General features: G+C 38.7%; 24 protein-coding genes. 12 read left to right on the top strand and 12 right to left on the bottom strand.

Going from position 1 to position 18,546, the window contains the following annotated elements; all coding sequences use genetic code 11:
* Nucleotides 1–57: 57 nt before the first annotated feature.
* Complete coding sequence (locus B4F91_RS03140; RefSeq protein ID WP_004586335.1) at nucleotides 58–885, bottom strand: ion transporter; 828 nt, start codon at nucleotides 883–885, stop codon at nucleotides 58–60.
* An 89-nt stretch (nucleotides 886–974) separates the two neighbouring features.
* On the opposite strand from B4F91_RS03140, the gene B4F91_RS03145 reads away from it, so the two are divergent.
* From B4F91_RS03145 to B4F91_RS03165, 5 genes are all read left to right on the top strand, one after another.
* Nucleotides 975–1,187, top strand: coding sequence for a hypothetical protein (locus tag B4F91_RS03145; RefSeq protein ID WP_004586334.1), 213 nt, complete (start codon nucleotides 975–977; stop codon nucleotides 1,185–1,187).
* A gap of 3 nt (nucleotides 1,188–1,190) precedes the next feature.
* Entirely contained in the window at nucleotides 1,191–1,472 is a 282-nt protein-coding gene (locus B4F91_RS03150; RefSeq protein WP_286936529.1) for a hypothetical protein, read from the top strand.
* A gap of 59 nt (nucleotides 1,473–1,531) precedes the next feature.
* A complete protein-coding gene (locus B4F91_RS03155; protein WP_004586332.1) occupies nucleotides 1,532–1,723 on the top strand; it encodes a YwbE family protein in 192 nt (63 codons plus the stop codon).
* Complete coding sequence (locus tag B4F91_RS03160; protein ID WP_004586331.1) at nucleotides 1,723–2,238, top strand: DUF4240 domain-containing protein; 516 nt, start codon at nucleotides 1,723–1,725, stop codon at nucleotides 2,236–2,238. The genes B4F91_RS03155 and B4F91_RS03160 overlap by 1 nt, the downstream gene beginning before the upstream one ends.
* Nucleotides 2,239–2,418: 180 nt before the next feature.
* The gene (locus tag B4F91_RS03165) at nucleotides 2,419–2,874 is read left to right on the top strand and encodes a hypothetical protein (RefSeq protein ID WP_286936527.1); all 456 of its coding nucleotides are present in this window, start codon (nucleotides 2,419–2,421) and stop codon (nucleotides 2,872–2,874) included.
* 1 nt (nucleotide 2,875) lies between these two features.
* On the opposite strand, the gene B4F91_RS03170 is transcribed toward B4F91_RS03165, so the two are convergent.
* The 3 genes from B4F91_RS03170 to B4F91_RS03180 form a co-directional block, all read right to left on the bottom strand.
* Nucleotides 2,876–4,135: a Y-family DNA polymerase gene (locus B4F91_RS03170; RefSeq protein ID WP_286936525.1), complete on the bottom strand. Its 1,260-nt coding sequence runs from the start codon at nucleotides 4,133–4,135 to the stop codon at nucleotides 2,876–2,878.
* Complete coding sequence (locus B4F91_RS03175; protein WP_004586327.1) at nucleotides 4,123–4,536, bottom strand: S24 family peptidase; 414 nt, start codon at nucleotides 4,534–4,536, stop codon at nucleotides 4,123–4,125. Before B4F91_RS03175 ends, B4F91_RS03170 begins: the two co-directional genes overlap by 13 nt.
* 81 nt (nucleotides 4,537–4,617) lie before the next feature.
* On the bottom strand, nucleotides 4,618–5,037 hold the full coding sequence (locus B4F91_RS03180; protein ID WP_286936523.1) for a MarR family winged helix-turn-helix transcriptional regulator: 420 nt from the start codon (nucleotides 5,035–5,037) through the stop codon (nucleotides 4,618–4,620).
* Between the two features lie 123 nt (nucleotides 5,038–5,160).
* On the opposite strand from B4F91_RS03180, the gene B4F91_RS03185 reads away from it, so the two are divergent.
* From B4F91_RS03185 to B4F91_RS03195, 3 genes are all read left to right on the top strand, one after another.
* Complete coding sequence (locus B4F91_RS03185) at nucleotides 5,161–5,904, top strand: siderophore-interacting protein (RefSeq protein WP_286936522.1); 744 nt, start codon at nucleotides 5,161–5,163, stop codon at nucleotides 5,902–5,904.
* Between the two features lie 140 nt (nucleotides 5,905–6,044).
* Entirely contained in the window at nucleotides 6,045–7,034 is a 990-nt protein-coding gene (locus tag B4F91_RS03190; protein WP_286936521.1) for an LLM class flavin-dependent oxidoreductase, read from the top strand.
* A 282-nt stretch (nucleotides 7,035–7,316) separates the two neighbouring features.
* Complete coding sequence (locus tag B4F91_RS03195) at nucleotides 7,317–8,312, top strand: patatin-like phospholipase family protein (protein ID WP_286936519.1); 996 nt, start codon at nucleotides 7,317–7,319, stop codon at nucleotides 8,310–8,312.
* Nucleotides 8,313–8,379: 67 nt separating this feature from the next.
* Here B4F91_RS03195 and B4F91_RS03200 read toward each other — a convergent pair whose 3' ends face one another.
* From B4F91_RS03200 to B4F91_RS03210, 3 genes are all read right to left on the bottom strand, one after another.
* Entirely contained in the window at nucleotides 8,380–9,243 is an 864-nt protein-coding gene (locus tag B4F91_RS03200; RefSeq protein ID WP_286936516.1) for a DMT family transporter, read from the bottom strand.
* Nucleotides 9,244–9,393: 150 nt separating this feature from the next.
* Nucleotides 9,394–10,104, bottom strand: a complete 711-nt coding sequence (locus B4F91_RS03205; protein ID WP_286936515.1) for an AraC family transcriptional regulator — start codon at nucleotides 10,102–10,104, stop codon at nucleotides 9,394–9,396.
* A 75-nt stretch (nucleotides 10,105–10,179) separates the two neighbouring features.
* Nucleotides 10,180–10,611, bottom strand: a complete 432-nt coding sequence (locus B4F91_RS03210; RefSeq protein WP_004586320.1) for an Lrp/AsnC family transcriptional regulator — start codon at nucleotides 10,609–10,611, stop codon at nucleotides 10,180–10,182.
* A gap of 167 nt (nucleotides 10,612–10,778) precedes the next feature.
* Between B4F91_RS03210 and B4F91_RS03215 the strand changes: the two genes are divergently transcribed.
* From B4F91_RS03215 to B4F91_RS03230, 4 genes are all read left to right on the top strand, one after another.
* Nucleotides 10,779–11,861 carry an ornithine cyclodeaminase gene (locus B4F91_RS03215; protein ID WP_286936513.1) on the top strand — a complete coding sequence of 361 codons (1,083 nt, stop codon included), beginning with the start codon at nucleotides 10,779–10,781 and terminating at the stop codon, nucleotides 11,859–11,861.
* Nucleotides 11,858–12,769, top strand: a complete 912-nt coding sequence (ctlX, locus tag B4F91_RS03220) for a citrulline utilization hydrolase CtlX (protein WP_248443598.1) — start codon at nucleotides 11,858–11,860, stop codon at nucleotides 12,767–12,769. The genes B4F91_RS03215 and ctlX overlap by 4 nt, the downstream gene beginning before the upstream one ends.
* 126 nt (nucleotides 12,770–12,895) lie before the next feature.
* Nucleotides 12,896–14,302, top strand: coding sequence for an alanine/glycine:cation symporter family protein (locus B4F91_RS03225; RefSeq protein WP_248450161.1), 1,407 nt, complete (start codon nucleotides 12,896–12,898; stop codon nucleotides 14,300–14,302).
* A gap of 139 nt (nucleotides 14,303–14,441) precedes the next feature.
* Complete coding sequence (locus B4F91_RS03230) at nucleotides 14,442–15,464, top strand: patatin-like phospholipase family protein (RefSeq protein WP_286936511.1); 1,023 nt, start codon at nucleotides 14,442–14,444, stop codon at nucleotides 15,462–15,464.
* Between the two features lie 328 nt (nucleotides 15,465–15,792).
* On the opposite strand, the gene B4F91_RS03235 is transcribed toward B4F91_RS03230, so the two are convergent.
* The 5 genes from B4F91_RS03235 to B4F91_RS03255 all read right to left on the bottom strand — a co-directional run bounded on the left by B4F91_RS03235 (nucleotide 15,793) and on the right by B4F91_RS03255 (nucleotide 18,336).
* On the bottom strand, nucleotides 15,793–16,191 hold the full coding sequence (locus B4F91_RS03235) for a hypothetical protein (RefSeq protein WP_138684845.1): 399 nt from the start codon (nucleotides 16,189–16,191) through the stop codon (nucleotides 15,793–15,795).
* Nucleotides 16,192–16,360: 169 nt separating this feature from the next.
* Complete coding sequence (locus B4F91_RS03240; protein ID WP_286936510.1) at nucleotides 16,361–16,744, bottom strand: hypothetical protein; 384 nt, start codon at nucleotides 16,742–16,744, stop codon at nucleotides 16,361–16,363.
* Between the two features lie 236 nt (nucleotides 16,745–16,980).
* Nucleotides 16,981–17,373: a hypothetical protein gene (locus B4F91_RS03245; protein ID WP_286936508.1), complete on the bottom strand. Its 393-nt coding sequence runs from the start codon at nucleotides 17,371–17,373 to the stop codon at nucleotides 16,981–16,983.
* A gap of 3 nt (nucleotides 17,374–17,376) precedes the next feature.
* A complete protein-coding gene (locus B4F91_RS03250; protein WP_286936506.1) occupies nucleotides 17,377–17,829 on the bottom strand; it encodes a hypothetical protein in 453 nt (150 codons plus the stop codon).
* Nucleotides 17,830–17,919: 90 nt separating this feature from the next.
* Entirely contained in the window at nucleotides 17,920–18,336 is a 417-nt protein-coding gene (locus B4F91_RS03255) for a hypothetical protein (protein ID WP_286936504.1), read from the bottom strand.
* Between the last annotated feature and the right edge of the window lie 210 nt (nucleotides 18,337–18,546).

Genomic DNA, 18,546 nt, shown 5'->3' on the forward strand with positions numbered 1-18,546 from the left:
CTTTGTATTAACTCAATACAAAGGGCTTTTTAAGTTTTAGCAAGTAAAATAGATCAGCTATTTATTGGAGTTGGTAATATCTGAGGTTTTACTTAATAACGTTTTTAGCTCAGCTATTTGCGCTTGTAGTTCAACCACTTGTCCTTGCGTTGCAGGAAGAGAGTTATTATCCGCTTTTAGCTCACGGGCATTTCGATGCTCCTCGCTCATTACTTCTAAAATAGCACCTACCATCATGTTTAAAAACACAAACGCAGTCAAAAAGATAAACGTGAGGTAGTAAATCCAGCTTAGCTCGTACACCGCCATGGTTTCGTACATAATGTCGGTCCAATCTTCAAAGGTAGCTATCCTAAATAGCGTTAACATTGAAATGGATACATCTTGCCAAAGTACCGGGTTAATATCGGCAAACATCATACTGCCCATGGCTGCGTAAATATAAAAAATAACAAACATAAGCAGTGCTATATAGCCCATTTGCGGAATGGCTTTAAGCAACGAATTTACAAGCAAACGCAGCTCTGGGATCATAGATACTAAACGCAGTACCCTAAATATACGCAGCAATCGGGCAAGTAACATAGTTGATCCTGCAGCTGGGTATAAGCTGCCAAGTACAATAATGGTATCGAATATATTCCAGCCCTTTGAAAAGAAGTCTTTTATTCCTTTACTTGCAATAAAGCGAATAATGAGTTCGATTAAAAAGAAAGCTGTGATCCCTACATCCATCCAATTTAGAATAAATTCTACAGTGGGGTGAAGAGAATATGTATGAGCACCTACGGTGAGGGCAGAAACAACAATGACAGCTATAACAAATGATTGAAATATCTTGCTTTTGTCTATACGCTGAAACAGCTTTTGTAACTGCGACATCATAATTATGGGTCCTATGGAAAGTCAGGTTTTTATGACGCTAATATACAATAATATTGTTGCTTTCGATAACGAAAGTGTAAGGAATTCTAATGTTAATCAGTCAAATAACTAAAAGCGCATTGCTGTTTGTGGGATTTTCGGTACTTGCGGGGTGTAGCTCCGACGCTCGCTTTCACGAAATTCAATCAGCACGTTTAGATGAATGTAATTATAAAGCTGATAAAGAATATTACGAGTGCCTTGAAAATCAAGATAAAAATTTTGAAGAGTATAAAAAACAGCAAAGTGAACAAACACAATAATTTATGACTAAAACACAAAAATTGCGCGATAAACAAATACGCCAAGCCCTCACCAACGCCTGTGAGCAAATAAAAACGACTCATGATGGTTTTGCTTATTTAACTCACACCATTGATTTAAAAAATGAAGCAAAGTCACTAAACATAAGCTGCTATTTTGAAGATGATATAGCCTATAACGACACCGAAGCGCATTTTTCTCAGCTAGTCGATATTATTAACGCTGAGCTTAGCAAAATAAGCTTACCGGTAGCGGGTAAGCAAATAGCGTTTTTAGTTGATTAACATTGGTTTGCCTAGCTATGGACGTTATAATTACCAAAATTATTTTTAGGATGTAAAGCATGGCTGTTCCATCGCGATCGCAAATCACACCAGGTACAACCGTAAATATTGTATTAAAAGAAGATCAACGCAGCGGCACATTAACTCAAGGTGTAGTTGAGCGTTTATTAACTAAATCACCTAATCACCCGCATGGTATTAAAGTACGCCTAGAAGATGGCCAAGTCGGCCGAGTAAAAGAGATTTTATAATGACAGCGTTAACAGAGCAGGAATTTTGGGATTTAGTGACCACGCCTGAGTTAGGGCTCGACCCACAAAGCGTAAGCGACAACTTAAAAGCTAAATTGAGCGAGTTAACCGACGAGCAGCTCATTGCTTTTGATAAATTTTTTGGTATTCACATGCGCAAATGTTTTACCTGGGATTTATTTGGTGCCGCATTTGTTATGGCTGGCTGTAACGACGAATACGGTTTTAGCGAATTTAGGTGCTGGCTCATCTCCCGCGGGGAGACGGTATTTAATAACGCATTAAGCAATGCCGACTCACTTGCACAGTGCTCCCCTGTGTATTATTTAAATGAGCAACCTTACCCTTATATTGATGAATACGACTTAATAGCCGGTTTATTATTTGAAGAGCGCAACGACGACGAATTACCTTTTGTACCCTCAGGCGAGCAACCTGCAGGTAAACGCTTTAAAGACAAACCCAAGTTTTTAAAACAAAGCTACCCGCAATTATTTGCAAAATACTGGCAGTAAAGTCACTCTTAGTGGTTTATTTATTTAGTAAATAAACCACTTTGTTTTATTACTCGTAAACATAACTACAACACTGCATTACATAATGCTAAGTACTGCGTCCTTTTTTTAGATTAAATCTCTGTTATAGTTATAAAAGTTAGCGCCACACGTTACTTATTACGAGGATACGCCCACTTAATGAAAACCTTACTTTGTTTTTTAATTTCGACAACCTTTATTAGTGCATCTGCATTGGCTGCGCCGAGTAATAAAAGCCGTTTTATACCGTTATTAAAAACAATGCTTGGCGATTACCAGGTGGTAACTGCTAACTCCTCACTGTGTGTGGATAGTCAGTTGAGTTTAATTAACCCAGTTTACCCAGACGCGGGTTTTAAATTAGGCGAGCATATTGCGTTTGAAAGTTTACACAACGGCACCCGTACAACTAAAAAGCCAAATTTTTGTTTTGTAACTAGCTCGTATAAATACAAAAGTGATGGTGTTGATAACAGCTTAAAAATGAGCCGCTGTATTGACCCCAATAACGAAAAAACCATCAGACAAAGCATTAAGTTTACCAGTGTTACAACGCTCAAATATACGCAGAATACCCCCGCAGTAGAGTGCACATTTGCAAGGCAAGTTGATTAACTTACTTGCAATGAATTTGCGGTATATCGTGCCAGCGCGTTGTGTATTGGGGCGATAAGTAATCTCTGTTCATATGCCAGCCTTGATTTAGTTTGCTGCTGGCTAGGGTGAGTATGCCTTTTCCGTAGCGGTTGTTTATTGTATCAAGACACTGCATTAATTTAGGGTTATCGGCACTTTGGTTAAATAAATCAGTTTGCTGATACTGCACCGAGGTAAGCTCTAAAGCGCCTACACCACATTTATAAAACCGTACACCTGGCTGGTAAATATGAGTAAATACTTCTGATACGGCATTGGCCATTACGCAGGTATCGTTAGTGGGGGTGGCAAATTTATATATAAACGACTTTTTACAATAGCGGTCTTCGTGTTTGCCAGTGGCGGCAAATATATAAAGCTGTTTTGCTAATGAGCGCTGCCCTCGTAGTTTACTGGCAACCGTGGTTACGTGGTTAATAAGGGCGGTTTTAAGTGCAGTTGGCTCACTGATCCGCTCACCAAAGCTGCGAGTAGAATATATTTCTCGCTTATCTTGGCGTACATCGTCCCATGTTAAGCACGCAATACCATTTAGCTCACTTACGGTACGCTCTACCACCACACTAAACGCGCGGCGCATGGTTTTAGGGTTTTGCTGTGCCAGATCCCACGCGGTATGTATGTTCATTATATTAAGCTTTTTAGCTAGGCGCTTACCTATACCCCATACATCGGCGCAGCTCATTCTTTGTAAAATTGTTTGGCGGCTTTGCTCGTTATTTATAACGGCCACCCCATCAAACCCGCTTAGCTTTTTAGCTGCATGGTTAGCGGCTTTTGCCAAAGTAGGGGTTGGGCCAAAACCAACACCCACAGGGAGTTTAGTTTCGCGCCAAACGGTGCGCCTTATTGTATGCCCGTACTCGTGCCAGTTTTGTATAAGGGGTGTGTAGCCATTAAAGTGCAAAAACGACTCATCAATACTGTATATGTATTGTGTGTCGCAAAAGCGGCCAATTACGTTCATCATTTTGGCGCTTAAATCGGCGTACAACTCATAGTTACTCGAACGTACAACCACTTTGTGTTGCTCAAGCAGGTGCTTAACTTTAAAGTAAGGGCCAAACTTAGGAATGTTTAAGCGCCGAGCTATCGGGCATACTGCACATACGCAGCCATCGTTATTAGTTAAAACCACCACAGGTTTAGAGCGAATAGCGGGGTCGAACACTTTTTCGGCACTGGCATAAAATGCAACGGCATCGACTAAGGCGTACATTTTAATAGCTCAGGGCTTGGGCGGTGCATTCTAATCGATAGTGTAACCACTCCCTCTAACTGAAACTCATCAGCTGAGGTTAGTTGTACCGGCTTATGTAAAGGCGATGCCGAGAGTAACCGCGCATTGGTTTTATCTAATAGCTTACACACAAATAAGCCATTTAAGTTAGCAACAATAACATCGCCGTTATCGGCTTGCTCAGCACGGTCTACAAGCAGTAAGTCGCCCTCAAAAATCCCCACCTCTTGCATGGAATTACCCGAGGCAATACCAATAAAGGTGGCGTCGGGGTGCTTTATTAATAGCTCATCAAGAGAAACACCGAGCTCGGCGTATTGCGCCGCGGGCGATTCAAACCCACACACACCGGCTTCTATATAAACGGGAATAACAAACATAACACAACCTAAAACGCATACACTGTATAAGTATACAGTATATGCGTTTTGTGTAAGTTATGCCAAGAAATGAAAGACAGATCACGCCATGTTTTTGATCATTTGTTGCGCGGTATCTAAAAAGTCTTTGATTTGCTGCGGGTTTAAGTTTTTACACATTTGATCATTTATTTCCTGCTCAGAGGCTAATAACTTATCAAATAATGTATTGCCTTGTTCGGTGAGCGACAAAATAAAGCAGCGTTTGTCGTGCTCACTTGCTTGCTTATTAATAAGGTTTAAGGCAATAAGATCTTTAATTAAGCGGGCAATTTGGGCTTTGTCGCGCTGTGTTTTAGTCACAATGTCGTTAGCGGTACAGTTAGTTGTACTGGCAATAATGTGTATACAACGCACGTGCATAGCATTAATACCAAGGTCGCCTGCGTTAATAGCCTCGCGAATTGTTACGCGGTAATTTTGCATCAGCTCAAATAGGGTATTTGATAAAAGCGTGTTCATAAGCTCTCTAATGGTTGACAATATCAATTAGTTTGTTATAGTTGATTTTATCAACCAATGGGGCGTTGTGCAATGCTTGCTTTAAAAAGCAGTTAACTATTTTGTTAAACGAGGTGATTTTAAATGAGTAAACAAGTTCGCAAAGCTACGGTACTAAGTACTGAACAAATAACACCGCATTTACAGCGCATTGTTGTAGGCTCAGATGAGTTTTCGGATTTAACGCAAGCGCATATTGGCAGCTATGTAAAAGTGCTTATTCCCCAAAATGGCAAAGTTGATTTTAATTTAAAAACCGCGTGCATGCGCTCTTACACAATAAGAGACGTTGATGATGCAACGGGCGCGTTAACGCTCGACTTTGTAATAAACATGCACCAAGGTCCGGCTACGCAATGGGCTATAACTGCAAAAGTAGGTGACGAGGTTGGCATAGCGGGCCCAGGCCCTAAAAAGCTTGATAATTACCAGCATCCGCATTATGTATTGCTAGGCGATTTAACCTCAGTTAATGCAATAAAAGGGTACATGCAGCAGTTACCCGCCAGCGCAAAAATTGACGCGTTTGTGCATGCCCCTACAGAGCAAGACATTATTGATTTACAAACGCAGCGCGATGTTAATTGGTTAATTACAGATACACCGGATACGGATATGCTCAGCGCGCTTAACAATTTGCCACACACAAACGAGCCACCTATTGTATTTATGGCATTAGAGGCAGGGTTAGTACGTAAAGCAAAAACCTTACTTACCCAGGATTGTAATATACCGCGCAGTAATATAGTTTCCTCTGGTTATTGGAAAAAAGGCGTAGACTCAGAGGGTTATAAAAAAGAGCGCCAGCAAAGCCCTGAGCTTGCATAAATACCTTAGAGCAAAACAGCCTAACGCTATTTTGCTTTTATCCGTTACCTAACTTGAATTGAATAAATAGCAGACCCATTTAAGTGTTTTATGCTGATGATGAAGCCCATTGTTAGCATGCATTTTAAGGAGCTGCTATTTTGTTATCTTCCATTCCCTTTTCGTTATTAGAGCTTGCCCCCATGATCAAAGGGGACAGCGTTTCTCATACGCTCAATAAAACCACTAAATACGCCCAGCGTGCCGACCAATTAGAGTTTAATCGCTTTTGGCTAGCCGAGCATCACAATATGCCCGGTATAATTTGTGCTGCCACCTCAATATTAGTAGGTCACATTGCAGGTAAAACTCAGCGTATACGGGTTGGCTCTGGCGGAATAATGCTGCCGAATCATTCGCCCTTAGTTGTGGCTGAGCAATTTGGTACGTTAGAGAGTTTATACCCTGGACGAATAGATTTAGGCCTTGGCCGCGCTCCAGGTAGTGATCCAGTAACTAGCCGTGCGCTAAATAATGATATGAGCCGCGCAGAAAACTTCCCAGGGGAGGTAACAGAGCTGCAAACATTATTAGGCCCATACAATGGCACACATCCTATACGTGCTATTCCGGGGGAGGACACAAACGTACCGCTTTGGTTATTAGGCTCAAGTTTGTTTAGCGCCCAATTGGCCGCGCAAAAAGGGTTGCCTTATGTATTTGCAGGGCACTTTGCACCACGTTTTGTACACGATGCCATTGCGCTATATAAGCGAGAATTTAAAGCCTCAAATGTACTCGATAAACCCTATGTAATGCTTGCTTTACCGCTGGTAGCAGCAGAAACCGATGAAGAAGCGCAATACCTCTCTACCACCTCAAAGCAACGCGTGCTTGAATTAATACGCGGCAAAGAGCTATGGCTAAAGCCACCGGTAGAGAGTATGGAAGGTTTATGGAGTGAGCAAGAGCGCGCCCACGTAGAAAACTTTTTAAGCTTAAGCGTTGTTGGCGGGCATGTGAGTATAAAACATAAATTACAAATGATAGCGAAAGAACTAGAAGTGGATGAGTTTATATTTACCAACGATGTTTACGACAGCGAAAAACGCCACCGAGCTCTAGAAATTTTAATGGAAATAAAGCATTAATTAAAAAAGGAAGTGTTTAGTTAAGCAAGCGTACACACAAGCCTTGCTACTATGTAGACATCATTAAAAGTGAATACAAACTTATTAACTTTAAGTGATGTCTGAACAAACACTTTCGATAATTAAACATACTTAGGTTGCCAAGGATAAGGCCCATTTTGCATTATTTATCGTTCTGTTTTTTCAATCAAACTGATTTAAACAATCAATTTTAAGACGTCACTTTTATTTTTTATAATGTAGTTATTAACCAAACATCATTAAATTAAAGGAAGGTACACCGTGAACGCTCTAACAACCGCATCGGCTAATTCAGTTACTCATACAGCGCAGCCAAAAGTTGCTCTGATAGCTGAAGGTGGCGGACAACGAGGGATATTCACAGCCGGTGTATTAGATGCATGGTTAGAGCAAAACTACGACCCATTTGATTTATTTATTGGCACCTCTGCCGGCTCGCAAAATTTAACAAGCTATTTAGCGCGTCAAAAAGGTTACGCTAAACGCTTAATTAGAGGGCTTTCGCGTAACAAACGCTTTTTTCAACTAGGGCGTGGTTTAATGGGCAAGCACATTGTTGATTTAGACTGGTACTTTGAAAAAACCACCGAAGTAAATAGAGCCCTTGATTTTAAAACAGCAAAAACCAGCTTAGGCGAGCGAGAGCTGCTTATAACGGCAACCAATGCACGCGACAGAAAAGCCTATTACCTTTCACCTACAGGCGAGGGTAAGCAATGGCGCGATTTGTTAAAAGCATCGAGCGCGTTACCTTTTTTGTATAAACAAGGCGTTAAACTTACTCCTTGGTTAGGTACAAAAGCGGCAAACGAAGCGCATTTAGCTGCAGATCAATCAAGTGAAGATTTTTATTTAGATGGCGGCTTAGCTGCGCCACTGCCTGTACGCGAAGCTTATAACCGTGGCGCACGAAAAATCGTGGTAATAAGAACCGTTGATGAGCATTTTCAGGCGCAAACTGCATGGGTTCAAAAGCTTAGAACATTTGCATGTGCATCAGGCTACTGCCCAAAAACACTTGATTACTTGATTCAACACGAGCAAGCATACCTAGACGAGCTAACGTTTATTGCCAACCCGCCTAGTGATGTAGAAATTATACAAATTTTTGCAGACGAAAAGCTGCACAGTAAATTATTAGGTAGCTCAAACGACGATTTACGCTTTGATCATAAGCTAGGTGTAAAAGCAGGCCGCGCTTATTTAAAAAACCAAAACGCACGTATAGTAGATTACGCACACAGCTACGCTATGTAGCTGTGTATTAACGCTTAAATTTAAATTACCCCTTAAGTTTAAGCGTTAGTAAAGTGCCGTGGCAAAATTAAAGCTCTGCTTTTTTTAAATTTATAGATGGCTTTTTATTGCTAATTACCGCGCCTAATAAAATAAGCGCTAAAGCAATAAATACTGACCAACTAAAAGGAGCCTGCGAGGCGAGTATTAAAATAAAAGTAGAAAGCACTGGCGTTAAAAAACTTAACGAAGCTAATAGCGATCGGTTACCAAATTTTAAACCATGATCCCATAAATAAAATGCACCACCCACTGGGCCTAATCCTAATAAAATAGCGCCTAGCCATTGTGAAACAGACAAACTAGTAACGGTTGTTTCAAAATAAAAATGTGCACAAAGGGCTAGCACAGCCACAATAAGCGAAAGCCAGCCTATGTCATCTACTTGGCTATTAAATTGCGACATTAAATAAGAATAACTAGACCACAATACTGCGCAGCATCCTGCAAAAAAATACCCTAAGTAATACTCACTATTGATAGATAACCCACTGCCATCGGTAATTAAACTAAGCGTACCTAAAAACCCCAGTAATCCGCCCAATATTGCTTTAAATTTAGACCCAGGGGTAGCCACAAATACACCCAGTAATAATGGCCAAAGGTACACAATTAAGCTTACTTCAATTAAAGGGCCGTATTTTAAAGCCATAAAATAACAAAAGTGAAAACCAAATAAGCCGGTAACACCTATTATCATTTGTTTTTTAGAAAGCTTAGGAGGGGTTAATAATGGCTGTTTTGTAGCAAAACGTTTTACTAATAAAATAATAAAAGAAAGTGCAAAACACATAAAAAGTAACTGAAAAGCCGGGATCGCTTTGGTTAAATTACCTAGTAATGCTAAAAGCCCCCACGAAAATATTGCTAAAAACCCTATGTGTGTTGCCATTAATTACCCTCCGTAAATACTATGTACTGAGTGTATCAATATAGGTTTTTAAAAATATGCTAAAAAGACGGTGTTATTGTTTGCTCTGACGCTATTTAACCTACGCTCTGCTTGAGCTTGCTTTATTATTTCGTGTTTAGGTTATCTATATTACTGCTTTGCAAACGCTTTAGGTGGCTGTCCAAAATATAAATTAAACCGGCGGCTAAACGCAGAGGCATCGTTATAACCAATGCGCTCGCCTACTAAAGCAATCGGTAAGTCTGAATGGGTTAAAAGGGCGCGAGCGTGCTGCATTCGTAACATAGTTAAATATTGCAGCGCACTCATAGTGGTACTTTTTTTAAACACAGTTTTAAATTGTGTAACGCTTAAACAGGCTATATCGGCCAGCTCTTTTAACGTGTAGGGGTAGGCTAAATTTTGCTTAACAGTGGTTATTACATTATCTATTCGTTTATCAATATTACTGTGGCTGCTTTGCTCACAAAATAATAAGTAAAATAAATCAAAAGTTGAATTAGTAAGCTTTTCATCGCTAACAACGAGCAGTTGCTGCTCTATAAACTGTAAGTAACTTAATAAACGGCTATCTATTGAGATTTTAGGGCATAAAAGGTTAATAAGGTTTTCAGGGAGCGCGTCTAAATCTGCCACAATAAAACGCGCGGCTTCATCGGCCGTAAAGGCATGCACTACGTTTTTCTCTATAACGATACAACTACCTGTACTCACCGTTGTTTTAAAGTCATTATTTAATGTTATAAAAATTTCCCCGTGTAGGGGTAAAACGAGTTGATGGTAATTGTGCTGGTGGCGATTTATATCTTGCGAATAATACCGAATAGAAAGCTTATTCATTGCCTACTCCATTAGCTAATACACAAACCGAGTATTGCCCAAAACACTTTAAGTAAAACATGGCGTTAATTAAACCTAAGTAGATGACAATAATATACTGGTTTCGCTATTTAAAATGCCTTCTATTTCGCGTACTTGCCTGAGTACGCCATCAAACTCACCTAAATTTGCCGCCTGTATTTCAGCCACTAAATCCCAAGCGCCATTGGTTGTATGTAACTTTGTTAGCTCTGGTATACCGCGCATGGTTTTAATTACCTGCGATGTAGATTTACCCACCACTTCCACCATCATTATTGCTCTTACAGCTTCGGTTTCTATGTGTTCGTGTACACGCACCGTAAAGCCTAATATAGCGCCGGATGAGACTAAACGGTCTAAGCGGTTTTGCACTGTCCCGCGCGACACCTTTAAAACATCGGCTAGGGCTGAAATAGAAGCGCGGCCATCTTTTCGTAATTCGGCTATTAATGCGTTATCTAATGAGTCGTAAATGTAAGGGGTCATAAAACGCCTTGGGTTATGTGTTTATTACAAATTACTAAATTTGTACTTTAATGCATAGCAATTTGATAAAAAATACTATTATTTGTATAAACTTTTGGCATTTTAAGTAACACCTCTGGCCTATAAACTTATTTCAATTAATTTATTTAGTCATTAAAGAGGTATTTATGAGTCATTTTATCGCACAACCTAAACAAGGTGTTCCATTTGTTAGCGTACAGGCAATGGCCAAACTTATAAATAAAGTCGGAATAGAAAACGTATTGCTTGAGCTTACTCAAAGATTAGAACAGGACTTTGCTCGCTGGGACGAATTTGATAAATCGCCACGTTATGCGGCGCACTCTCCTGATGGCGTAATAGAGCTTATGCCCGTAAGCGACGGTAAAATGTTTAGCTGTAAATATGTAAATGGTCATCCAAAAAACACCTTTAAGGAACTTCAAACCGTGGCCGCGTTTGGTATTTTGTCGGATGTTGATAGCGGCTATCCGGTTATGATCAGCGAAATGTGCTTACTAACAGCCTTACGCACAGCGGCCACATCGGCGCTTGTGGCAAAGTATTTAGCGCCTAAGCACTCAACAACACTTACATTAATTGGTAATGGTGCACAGTCTGAGTTTCAGGCATTAGCTTTTAAAGCCGTATTAGGCATTACTCACATTCGTTTATACGATATTGATAAAAACGCCTCACAAAAAGCCTACAACAACTTAAGTGGTTACGGTTTAAATGTAACTCTATGCAATAGCGCAGAAGAGGCCGTACAAGGCGCGAACATTATTACCACCTGCACAGCCGATAAAAAAAATGCCACTATTTTAACCAGCGATATGATCCCCCAGGGCGTACATTTAAATGCCATTGGTGGCGATTGCCCTGGTAAAACAGAGCTTGATTCACAATTATTAACGCGCGCAAATGTGTTTGTAGAGTACGAACCGCAAACCAGAATAGAGGGCGAAATACAGCAAATGAGCAAAACCTTTGCCGTAACAGAGTTTCATAAAGTAATTAATAAACAAACACCTGGGCGTACAAGTAACAACGAGCTTACTATTTTTGATGGGGTAGGCTTTGCAAGCGAAGACTTTACCGCGCTGGTGTATATTAAAGACGCGCTGGTGGCTGCGGGTGAGTTTGAACTACTTGATTTAATTACACAACAAGCCGATCCACGTAATTTATTTTCGGTACTAAATACTACACAACCATCAAAAACACCTAAGCAAGAGCAAGTCGCATGAGCCACATAAAGCAAGCACCGACAGCGGTGGTGATGGTGCGCCCGCATCACTTTACATCTAACCCACAAACCATGTTAGACAACACGTTTCAAAGTACCTGCAACTCACAAAATCAGAGTCAGCTTGCCTTTGACGAAGTCACTAATGCGGTTAAATTATTACAAAACGAGGGCGTAACGGTTCATCTTTTTGAAGACGAACATACACACACGCCCGATTCTGTGTTTCCAAATAATTGGTTTTCTACCCATCAAAGTGGCGAGCTAGTTATGTACCCAATGTACGCAGAAAACAGAAGGTTAGAATATCGAAAAGATATTATTGATTTTTTGACTAATCACTATAAAGTGTTGTCTGTGACTGATTATTCATTTTTAGCGAAAGAAAATGCATTTTTAGAAGGCACAGGATCGCTTGTTATTGACCACCCGCATAAGCTTGCTTATGCAGTAGAATCTAAGCGCACTACTAAAACCGTGGTTAATACAGTGTGCGAGCAATTAAAGCTAAAACCTGTTGTATTTAACGCATACGATGAGCAAGGTACTGCGGTTTATCATACTAATGTATTAATGTGTGTAGCCACAGAGTTTGCCATGATCAGCTTAAATATGGTGCCAAATAGTCAGCACAAACAATTAACTAGCCATTTTATACAAAGCCATTTAGAAGTAATAAACTTATCTAATGCGCAAATAAGTAGCTTTTGCGGCAACGCAATAGAGTTACAAGGTACAAATGGTCGTATTTTAGCACTCTCACAAACGGCGTTTAATGCACTTACAACCGAGCAAAAAGCAGCAATACAAAAAACAGCTAAACTTGTTCCGTTACCTATACCAACCATAGAGTCGGCGGGAGGTTCGGTTAGATGCATGATTGCTGGCATACACCTGCAAAGTAAATAACCTACCACTAAGTCAACATCCTAAGGCAGCTTAGCTGCCTTAATCTATGGCTAACATGCATTATTAAATGCCAATTACTCAACTGCGCGCTGAGTAAAAATATAATAAATACAAAAGGATTAGCCCATGTTCGATACCGTAGTAAAAAGTGTAAATGGCCTATTATGGGGAGAAGGCCAAATACTAATCTACATACTACTGTTTGCAGGTATTTGGTTTTCGGTACGTTTAAAAGCAATTCAAATAGTAAAATTTAAACACATGTTTAGCCTGTTAAAAGGCAGTAGCAAGTGTAAAAAAGACGACATTTCATCATTTCAAGCATTGTGTACTGGCTTGTGTGCCCGTGTAGGTACAGGTAACTTAGCTGGGGTCGCTGTTGCAATTTCACTAGGCGGAAGCGGCGCCATATTTTGGATGTGGGTTATAGCCATACTCGGCATGGCAACCGGCTTTGCCGAAAGTGTATTAGGGCAAGTGTATAAAGTACGCGATAGTAGTGGCGAATTTAGAGGCGGCCCCGCCTATTATATTCAACAAGGTTTGGGCAGCCGTGCCTTTGCTATTGTATTTGCCGCGTGTTTATTTTTAGGTTATGGCTTTACCTTTAGTGCAATGCAAACCAATACCATAACCGACGCCCTTAACTATGCTTTTCAAGTACCTACCTTTTATTCTGGATTAGTTATTACCGTATTAGCAGGCTCAATTATATTAGGTGGCTTTAAAGCCATTGCCCGCTTTGCTGAGCGAGTAGTGCCACTAATGGGCATATTATTTGTAGCCGCGGCGGTTATTATTACGATTATGAATTTACCGCAAGTGCCTGCCATGCTTAAAGATGTGTTTTTATCAGCGTTTGGTTTACAAGAAGCAGGCGCAGGAGCAATGGGCGCTGCCATTAAAAACGGTATTCAACGCGGATTATATTCTAACGAAGCCGGCGCAGGTAGTGTGCCGCATGCTGCAGCAAGCGCTAGCCCAATGCCTAATCACCCAGTTACACAAGGGTATATACAAATGCTTGGCGTGTTTTTCGATACAATTGTACTTTGTAGCTGTACCGCGGTAGTTATTTTATTGGCCGATGTAGATATAAGCGGCGAAATGGAAGGCATACGTTTAACCCAAAGCGCCATGACCGCACATTTAGCAAAAGGCGGTGTGTACTTTGTTGCTGCAGCCATAACCTTATTTGCTTTTACCTCGGTAGTGGCCAACTATGCTTACGCCGAAAGTAACCTGCATTTATTTAAGCTCGATAACAAAGTAGGGCGCACAATTTATACATTACTTTATTTATCAATGATGCTGTGGGGCGCATCGGCATCTCTAAAAGAAGTCTGGGATTTAGCCGATATAGCATTAGGGTTAATGACAGTGGTTAACGTAATCGCTATTATATTGCTCACGCCAACTATTTTGTCTGTTAATCGCGACTACAACACACAAAGAGAAAAAGGCATAGAGCCCGAATTTAAAGTAAAAGACGTAAAAGTACAGGGTAAATGCGAAAGCGGCATTTGGGATTGATTCCCGTATTTTAAGCAATTTTAACGATAAAAAGCGGTTTTATGGCAACATAAAACCGCTTTTTAGTTTTGCATAATTATTCAATTTTGAGTTGTGTGAACAGCACTAAAATATAAGAATAACAAGGTAAACTGATTTAATGATCGACATTCACGCAGGTAAAACAGCAGCAAAAATTATTAACGAGCAGGGCTTTAAACCCGAGTTATTTACCACTTTTTTAGGAGCAAGTGGCGGGCCTAAGTGGTTTACATTATTTGGCTTAGACAAATATATTTTTGGTGAATTTTTTAAAAACCGAACCCAACCACTCAACTTAATTGGTTCATCTGCTGGCGCATTTCGATCAGCCTGTTTTGCACAAAACGACCCCGTTGCTGCCATTGAGCGTTTAGCAAAATCGTATTCGCAAACGCGCTATTCTAGTAATAAACCAACACCTGCTGAAATTACACTAAAAGCCCGCGCATTATTAGATGATGTATTTGGGGAGCAGGGCGTAACCGAAATTATAAATAACCCTGTATTTAAAGCGCATTTTATAGTGGCAAAATCGAATGGGTTTATTGCGAGTGAAAATAAATTAATTCAGCTTTTAGGTTTATCAAAAAGTTATATGCTTAATCGGGTTAACCGAAGATTATTAGGCTCGCAGTACGAGCGATTTATTTTTGGCCCAGCAACAAGTGACTTATCAATTTCCGACACCTACAATTTTAAAACGCAAAACATACCACTTAGCCAAACAAATTTAAAAGATGCCTTACTCGCATCGGGCTCTATACCACTTGTTATGCAAGGCATAAAGAATATTGCAGGCTCGCCACCCGGTATTTATCGCGATGGCGGAATAATTGACTACCACTTTGATTTAAAAATTAATAACCCAGGCTTAATTTTATATCCCCATTTTAATAGCGAGCCAAAAGCAGGGTGGTTTGATAAAAATTTAAAACGTAAAGTAGCACCACAAAATTACGATAACGTGGTGATGATCACCCCATCAAAAGAATTTATAGCCGGTTTACCTTACGGAAAAATCCCAGACAGAAACGACTTTACCGATCTTGATGCAGACACACGTATTAAATATTGGAATACCGTTTTTAGTGAAACTGAAAGGTTGGCTGAGGAATTTGATAAGAGGTTAATGATTAAATAAATGTATGCCTTAGAAATAACAATAAGTTAGGAGTGTTTGAAAGTAAAGGCAGATTCGATAGGGAAATAAATCCAATCTCATAAATAAAAATTTATAAAATAATCTTTGTCAAAAAGTAGTTTGAGCTTAATTTTATTGCTAATGTATTGCTCCACTAATATAGATAAGCGTCATAAGATATGGTGTAATTTTTAATTAAAAAAGCTAATTATTAATACCTAAATAACTAGCTTTATTATTTATATAACGATTTGGTGAAATAAAATTTCACGGTTTCATTTCTATGAAAAAATTTTTAGTATCGACTAATTCTTACCCATAAAAAATTTTATTCACTAAAATTTTTATCAAGTTTATTAACTAGAGAGCGAAAGTCATTAGTTAGAATTTCCTCTGAATTTGGAACTAAAACTATTGCTTGTGAAAAATATTTATCTTTAAGTAGTTCATCACCATTTTTTTCATGTAATAGCCCAATTCGGAAGTAAGTTAAAGCAAGGTTTAAATTTGTTCCTTCTATTGAAAGTTCATCTGGGCCAATATACTTTAATAAACGAGCTAGTGAGTTTAATGCATATAAACCGGTGGCAGTATCATTAAACAAATAAGCTTTATGGGCTTCATTGATTTCATTTTTTAAATATGAAGATGTTGAGCTATTTGCAAACGCATTACTTATGGATAGGGTGAAAAATATGAAAAACATCAATATTTTGAAAGTAGTCACTTTTTATTCCTTTAAATAATTAACAGTATTAAAAATATACAAGGTTGTAAAAGAATTTACAACTTATCAATAATTGCTCATAAATTACGGTATGTAGTAAATAAGAAAAGGGCAAAAAGCCCTTTTATATTAGATTCTTACTCCATTAGTCAAGGTTGACAGTCTGTCACTAGTGATACATTGGATCACATGCCTTAACGTATTTTAATTCATTTTCTTTTGTTCGGTCATTTCTATATAAATCAGTAAAATAGTTACATACAGCAAGTTTTTCTTCGAACTCTTCCTTAGTAAATTTAGAACGTAAATCTGCCATATATTTGTCAGCTTTATTTTTAGTCAAGTTAGCCTGTAGTACTTTTTGGCGTTCCATAGCTTGCTCTAATTTTTCTTCGAATGTGAGTATCTTGGGTTTTTGACTAGGGTTAGATATATCTTTTAAATCATTCAGCAAGGTTTCGGATTTTTTATGCTCATAAATTTCATTCGCAAACCAGAGAGTAAGGCCAGCGAAAACTATAATTAAATAGAGTCTTAATTCACTGAAATTCATATATTTAATCCATTAAATAGAGAGGCATAAGCTCATATAATAACACTATTGATTAAAGTGTAAAATCACAGTTTAGGCCTATAAGTTATGGTACGTTACATATGAAGGAAGGGTGAAAAACCTTTTCTTTATAATGAGTTACATCTACTGTCTAGAGTGATAGTTTGACTTGAGGTAAATTAATAAATTAATCAAAAACTATCATGGAAAATTAAAATAGGAAGGTAAAAGTTAAATCAGTTAGAAGCAGCGAATACAAAGGTGGAAATAAAAAAGAAAGCACCATAAATATAGGTGAGAATTTGAGCCCATAAGCAAGCCCAAGTCAAAGCACCTACATTCTTAGAAATAAAAGTATTGATTTTGGTCTTATTTTTTATTTTTAAGGCAGTATAACGAAAATCAAATAAGCGAAATAAGCTAGCTAGACTACCCATAATTGCACTAACAGACCAAATAAAAACTGTAAATTTTAAATCATTGTTATTTTTATATGTGGTTAAAAGAAGATTGATACAAAAAGCTAAGGAGGCAACTGAAAAACCTAGATATAAGTTAATGGTAAAGGTTAACTGGGCTATACGGTGATTTGCCCATCGAATATAACGTTCCTTATTGTATTTAGTCATATATTAATACTCGGAGGTGCTCTTACCATTCATGCAATTGTTAGATTTGTCCCAGAGTTTAAATAGTTTTTCTTTCGCTTTTAGTTTAATTGAAGAACTGTCTCCATCTGCGTTTAGACCTTTATCAATACCAGCTATAAAACCCTCAATATAAAAATTAAAGCTAGATTTATAAATCTCAAGTGCTAAGGCCATACCAGTCATGATCTCTGTATATGTATAGTTGCTCTTTAAACCAATATTGAAAGCATTTTCACTATGTTGCTCTGTAGCCGAGACATCATTCAGTGAATTACTGATGAACCCACATATGATAGCGCCATTAAAATTACTATTAGATAAAAGTGATTTTGCAGTTACTAGATGAGCTTTATGGTTATCTATTTCTTGATGTGTAATTGCGAAACAAGAATTGGAAATAGTCATTAAACCAATTATAAGTAAAAAACTTTTCATTTATCTGTCCTTAATAATAAAAGTTAGTATGAAAGGACTTAAAGCCCTTTTTAAAGCGATGTTATCGTAAAATAGAGTTATTTAACATCTTTAACTACCAGTCCTTTCAGATATTTCTCCGATTATATTTAATAACCGATCTTGCAAATCGGATAGGTATAAATCTTGTGTTTTATGGTTTTCTTTTAGAGTTCTATACATAGACTCAGATTTTCTCGCAGACCACTTATAGCGCTGAACTAGCTGGACATCAGAGGGGTTAACTTTACCCCAAGGTGTAGACATTGTGTGATCTTCCATTGATATTTTACAGTCTGCCCATGCACCTTTTTCGGGTAAATACCCACGGTAAATAATAGCGACTAGTTTTTCTACTGGCGGGCTCGCCTTTCCAGCTATAACGTAACGTCTTATTTGTCGTTCACTCACACCTAGTTCATTCGCCGCTTTTGCATAGTCGTAGCCGAATAGTGAGAGTAACTGTTTGTGAAATTCCGATTTAAACATTGTGATTTTTGTTCCTATTTATTAAACACAACGCAGATGTTACTTAAATGTAAATGTGCAATAAATGTAAATTTCGCTCCCCCCCTATTAGTATATGGGGGGAGGGGTGTTTCTCTTAGCATCATCATTTACTCAAACTCCGTATTGGTTTATCAAAGGCGCAAGCGCGGGTTTATGTGTAACTATTAACTACTAAGCGCTTCGCTTTGT

This window comes from Pseudoalteromonas sp. UBA6610 (assembly GCF_002433295.1).
GTDB classification, from domain to species: domain Bacteria; phylum Pseudomonadota; class Gammaproteobacteria; order Enterobacterales; family Alteromonadaceae; genus Pseudoalteromonas; species Pseudoalteromonas atlantica.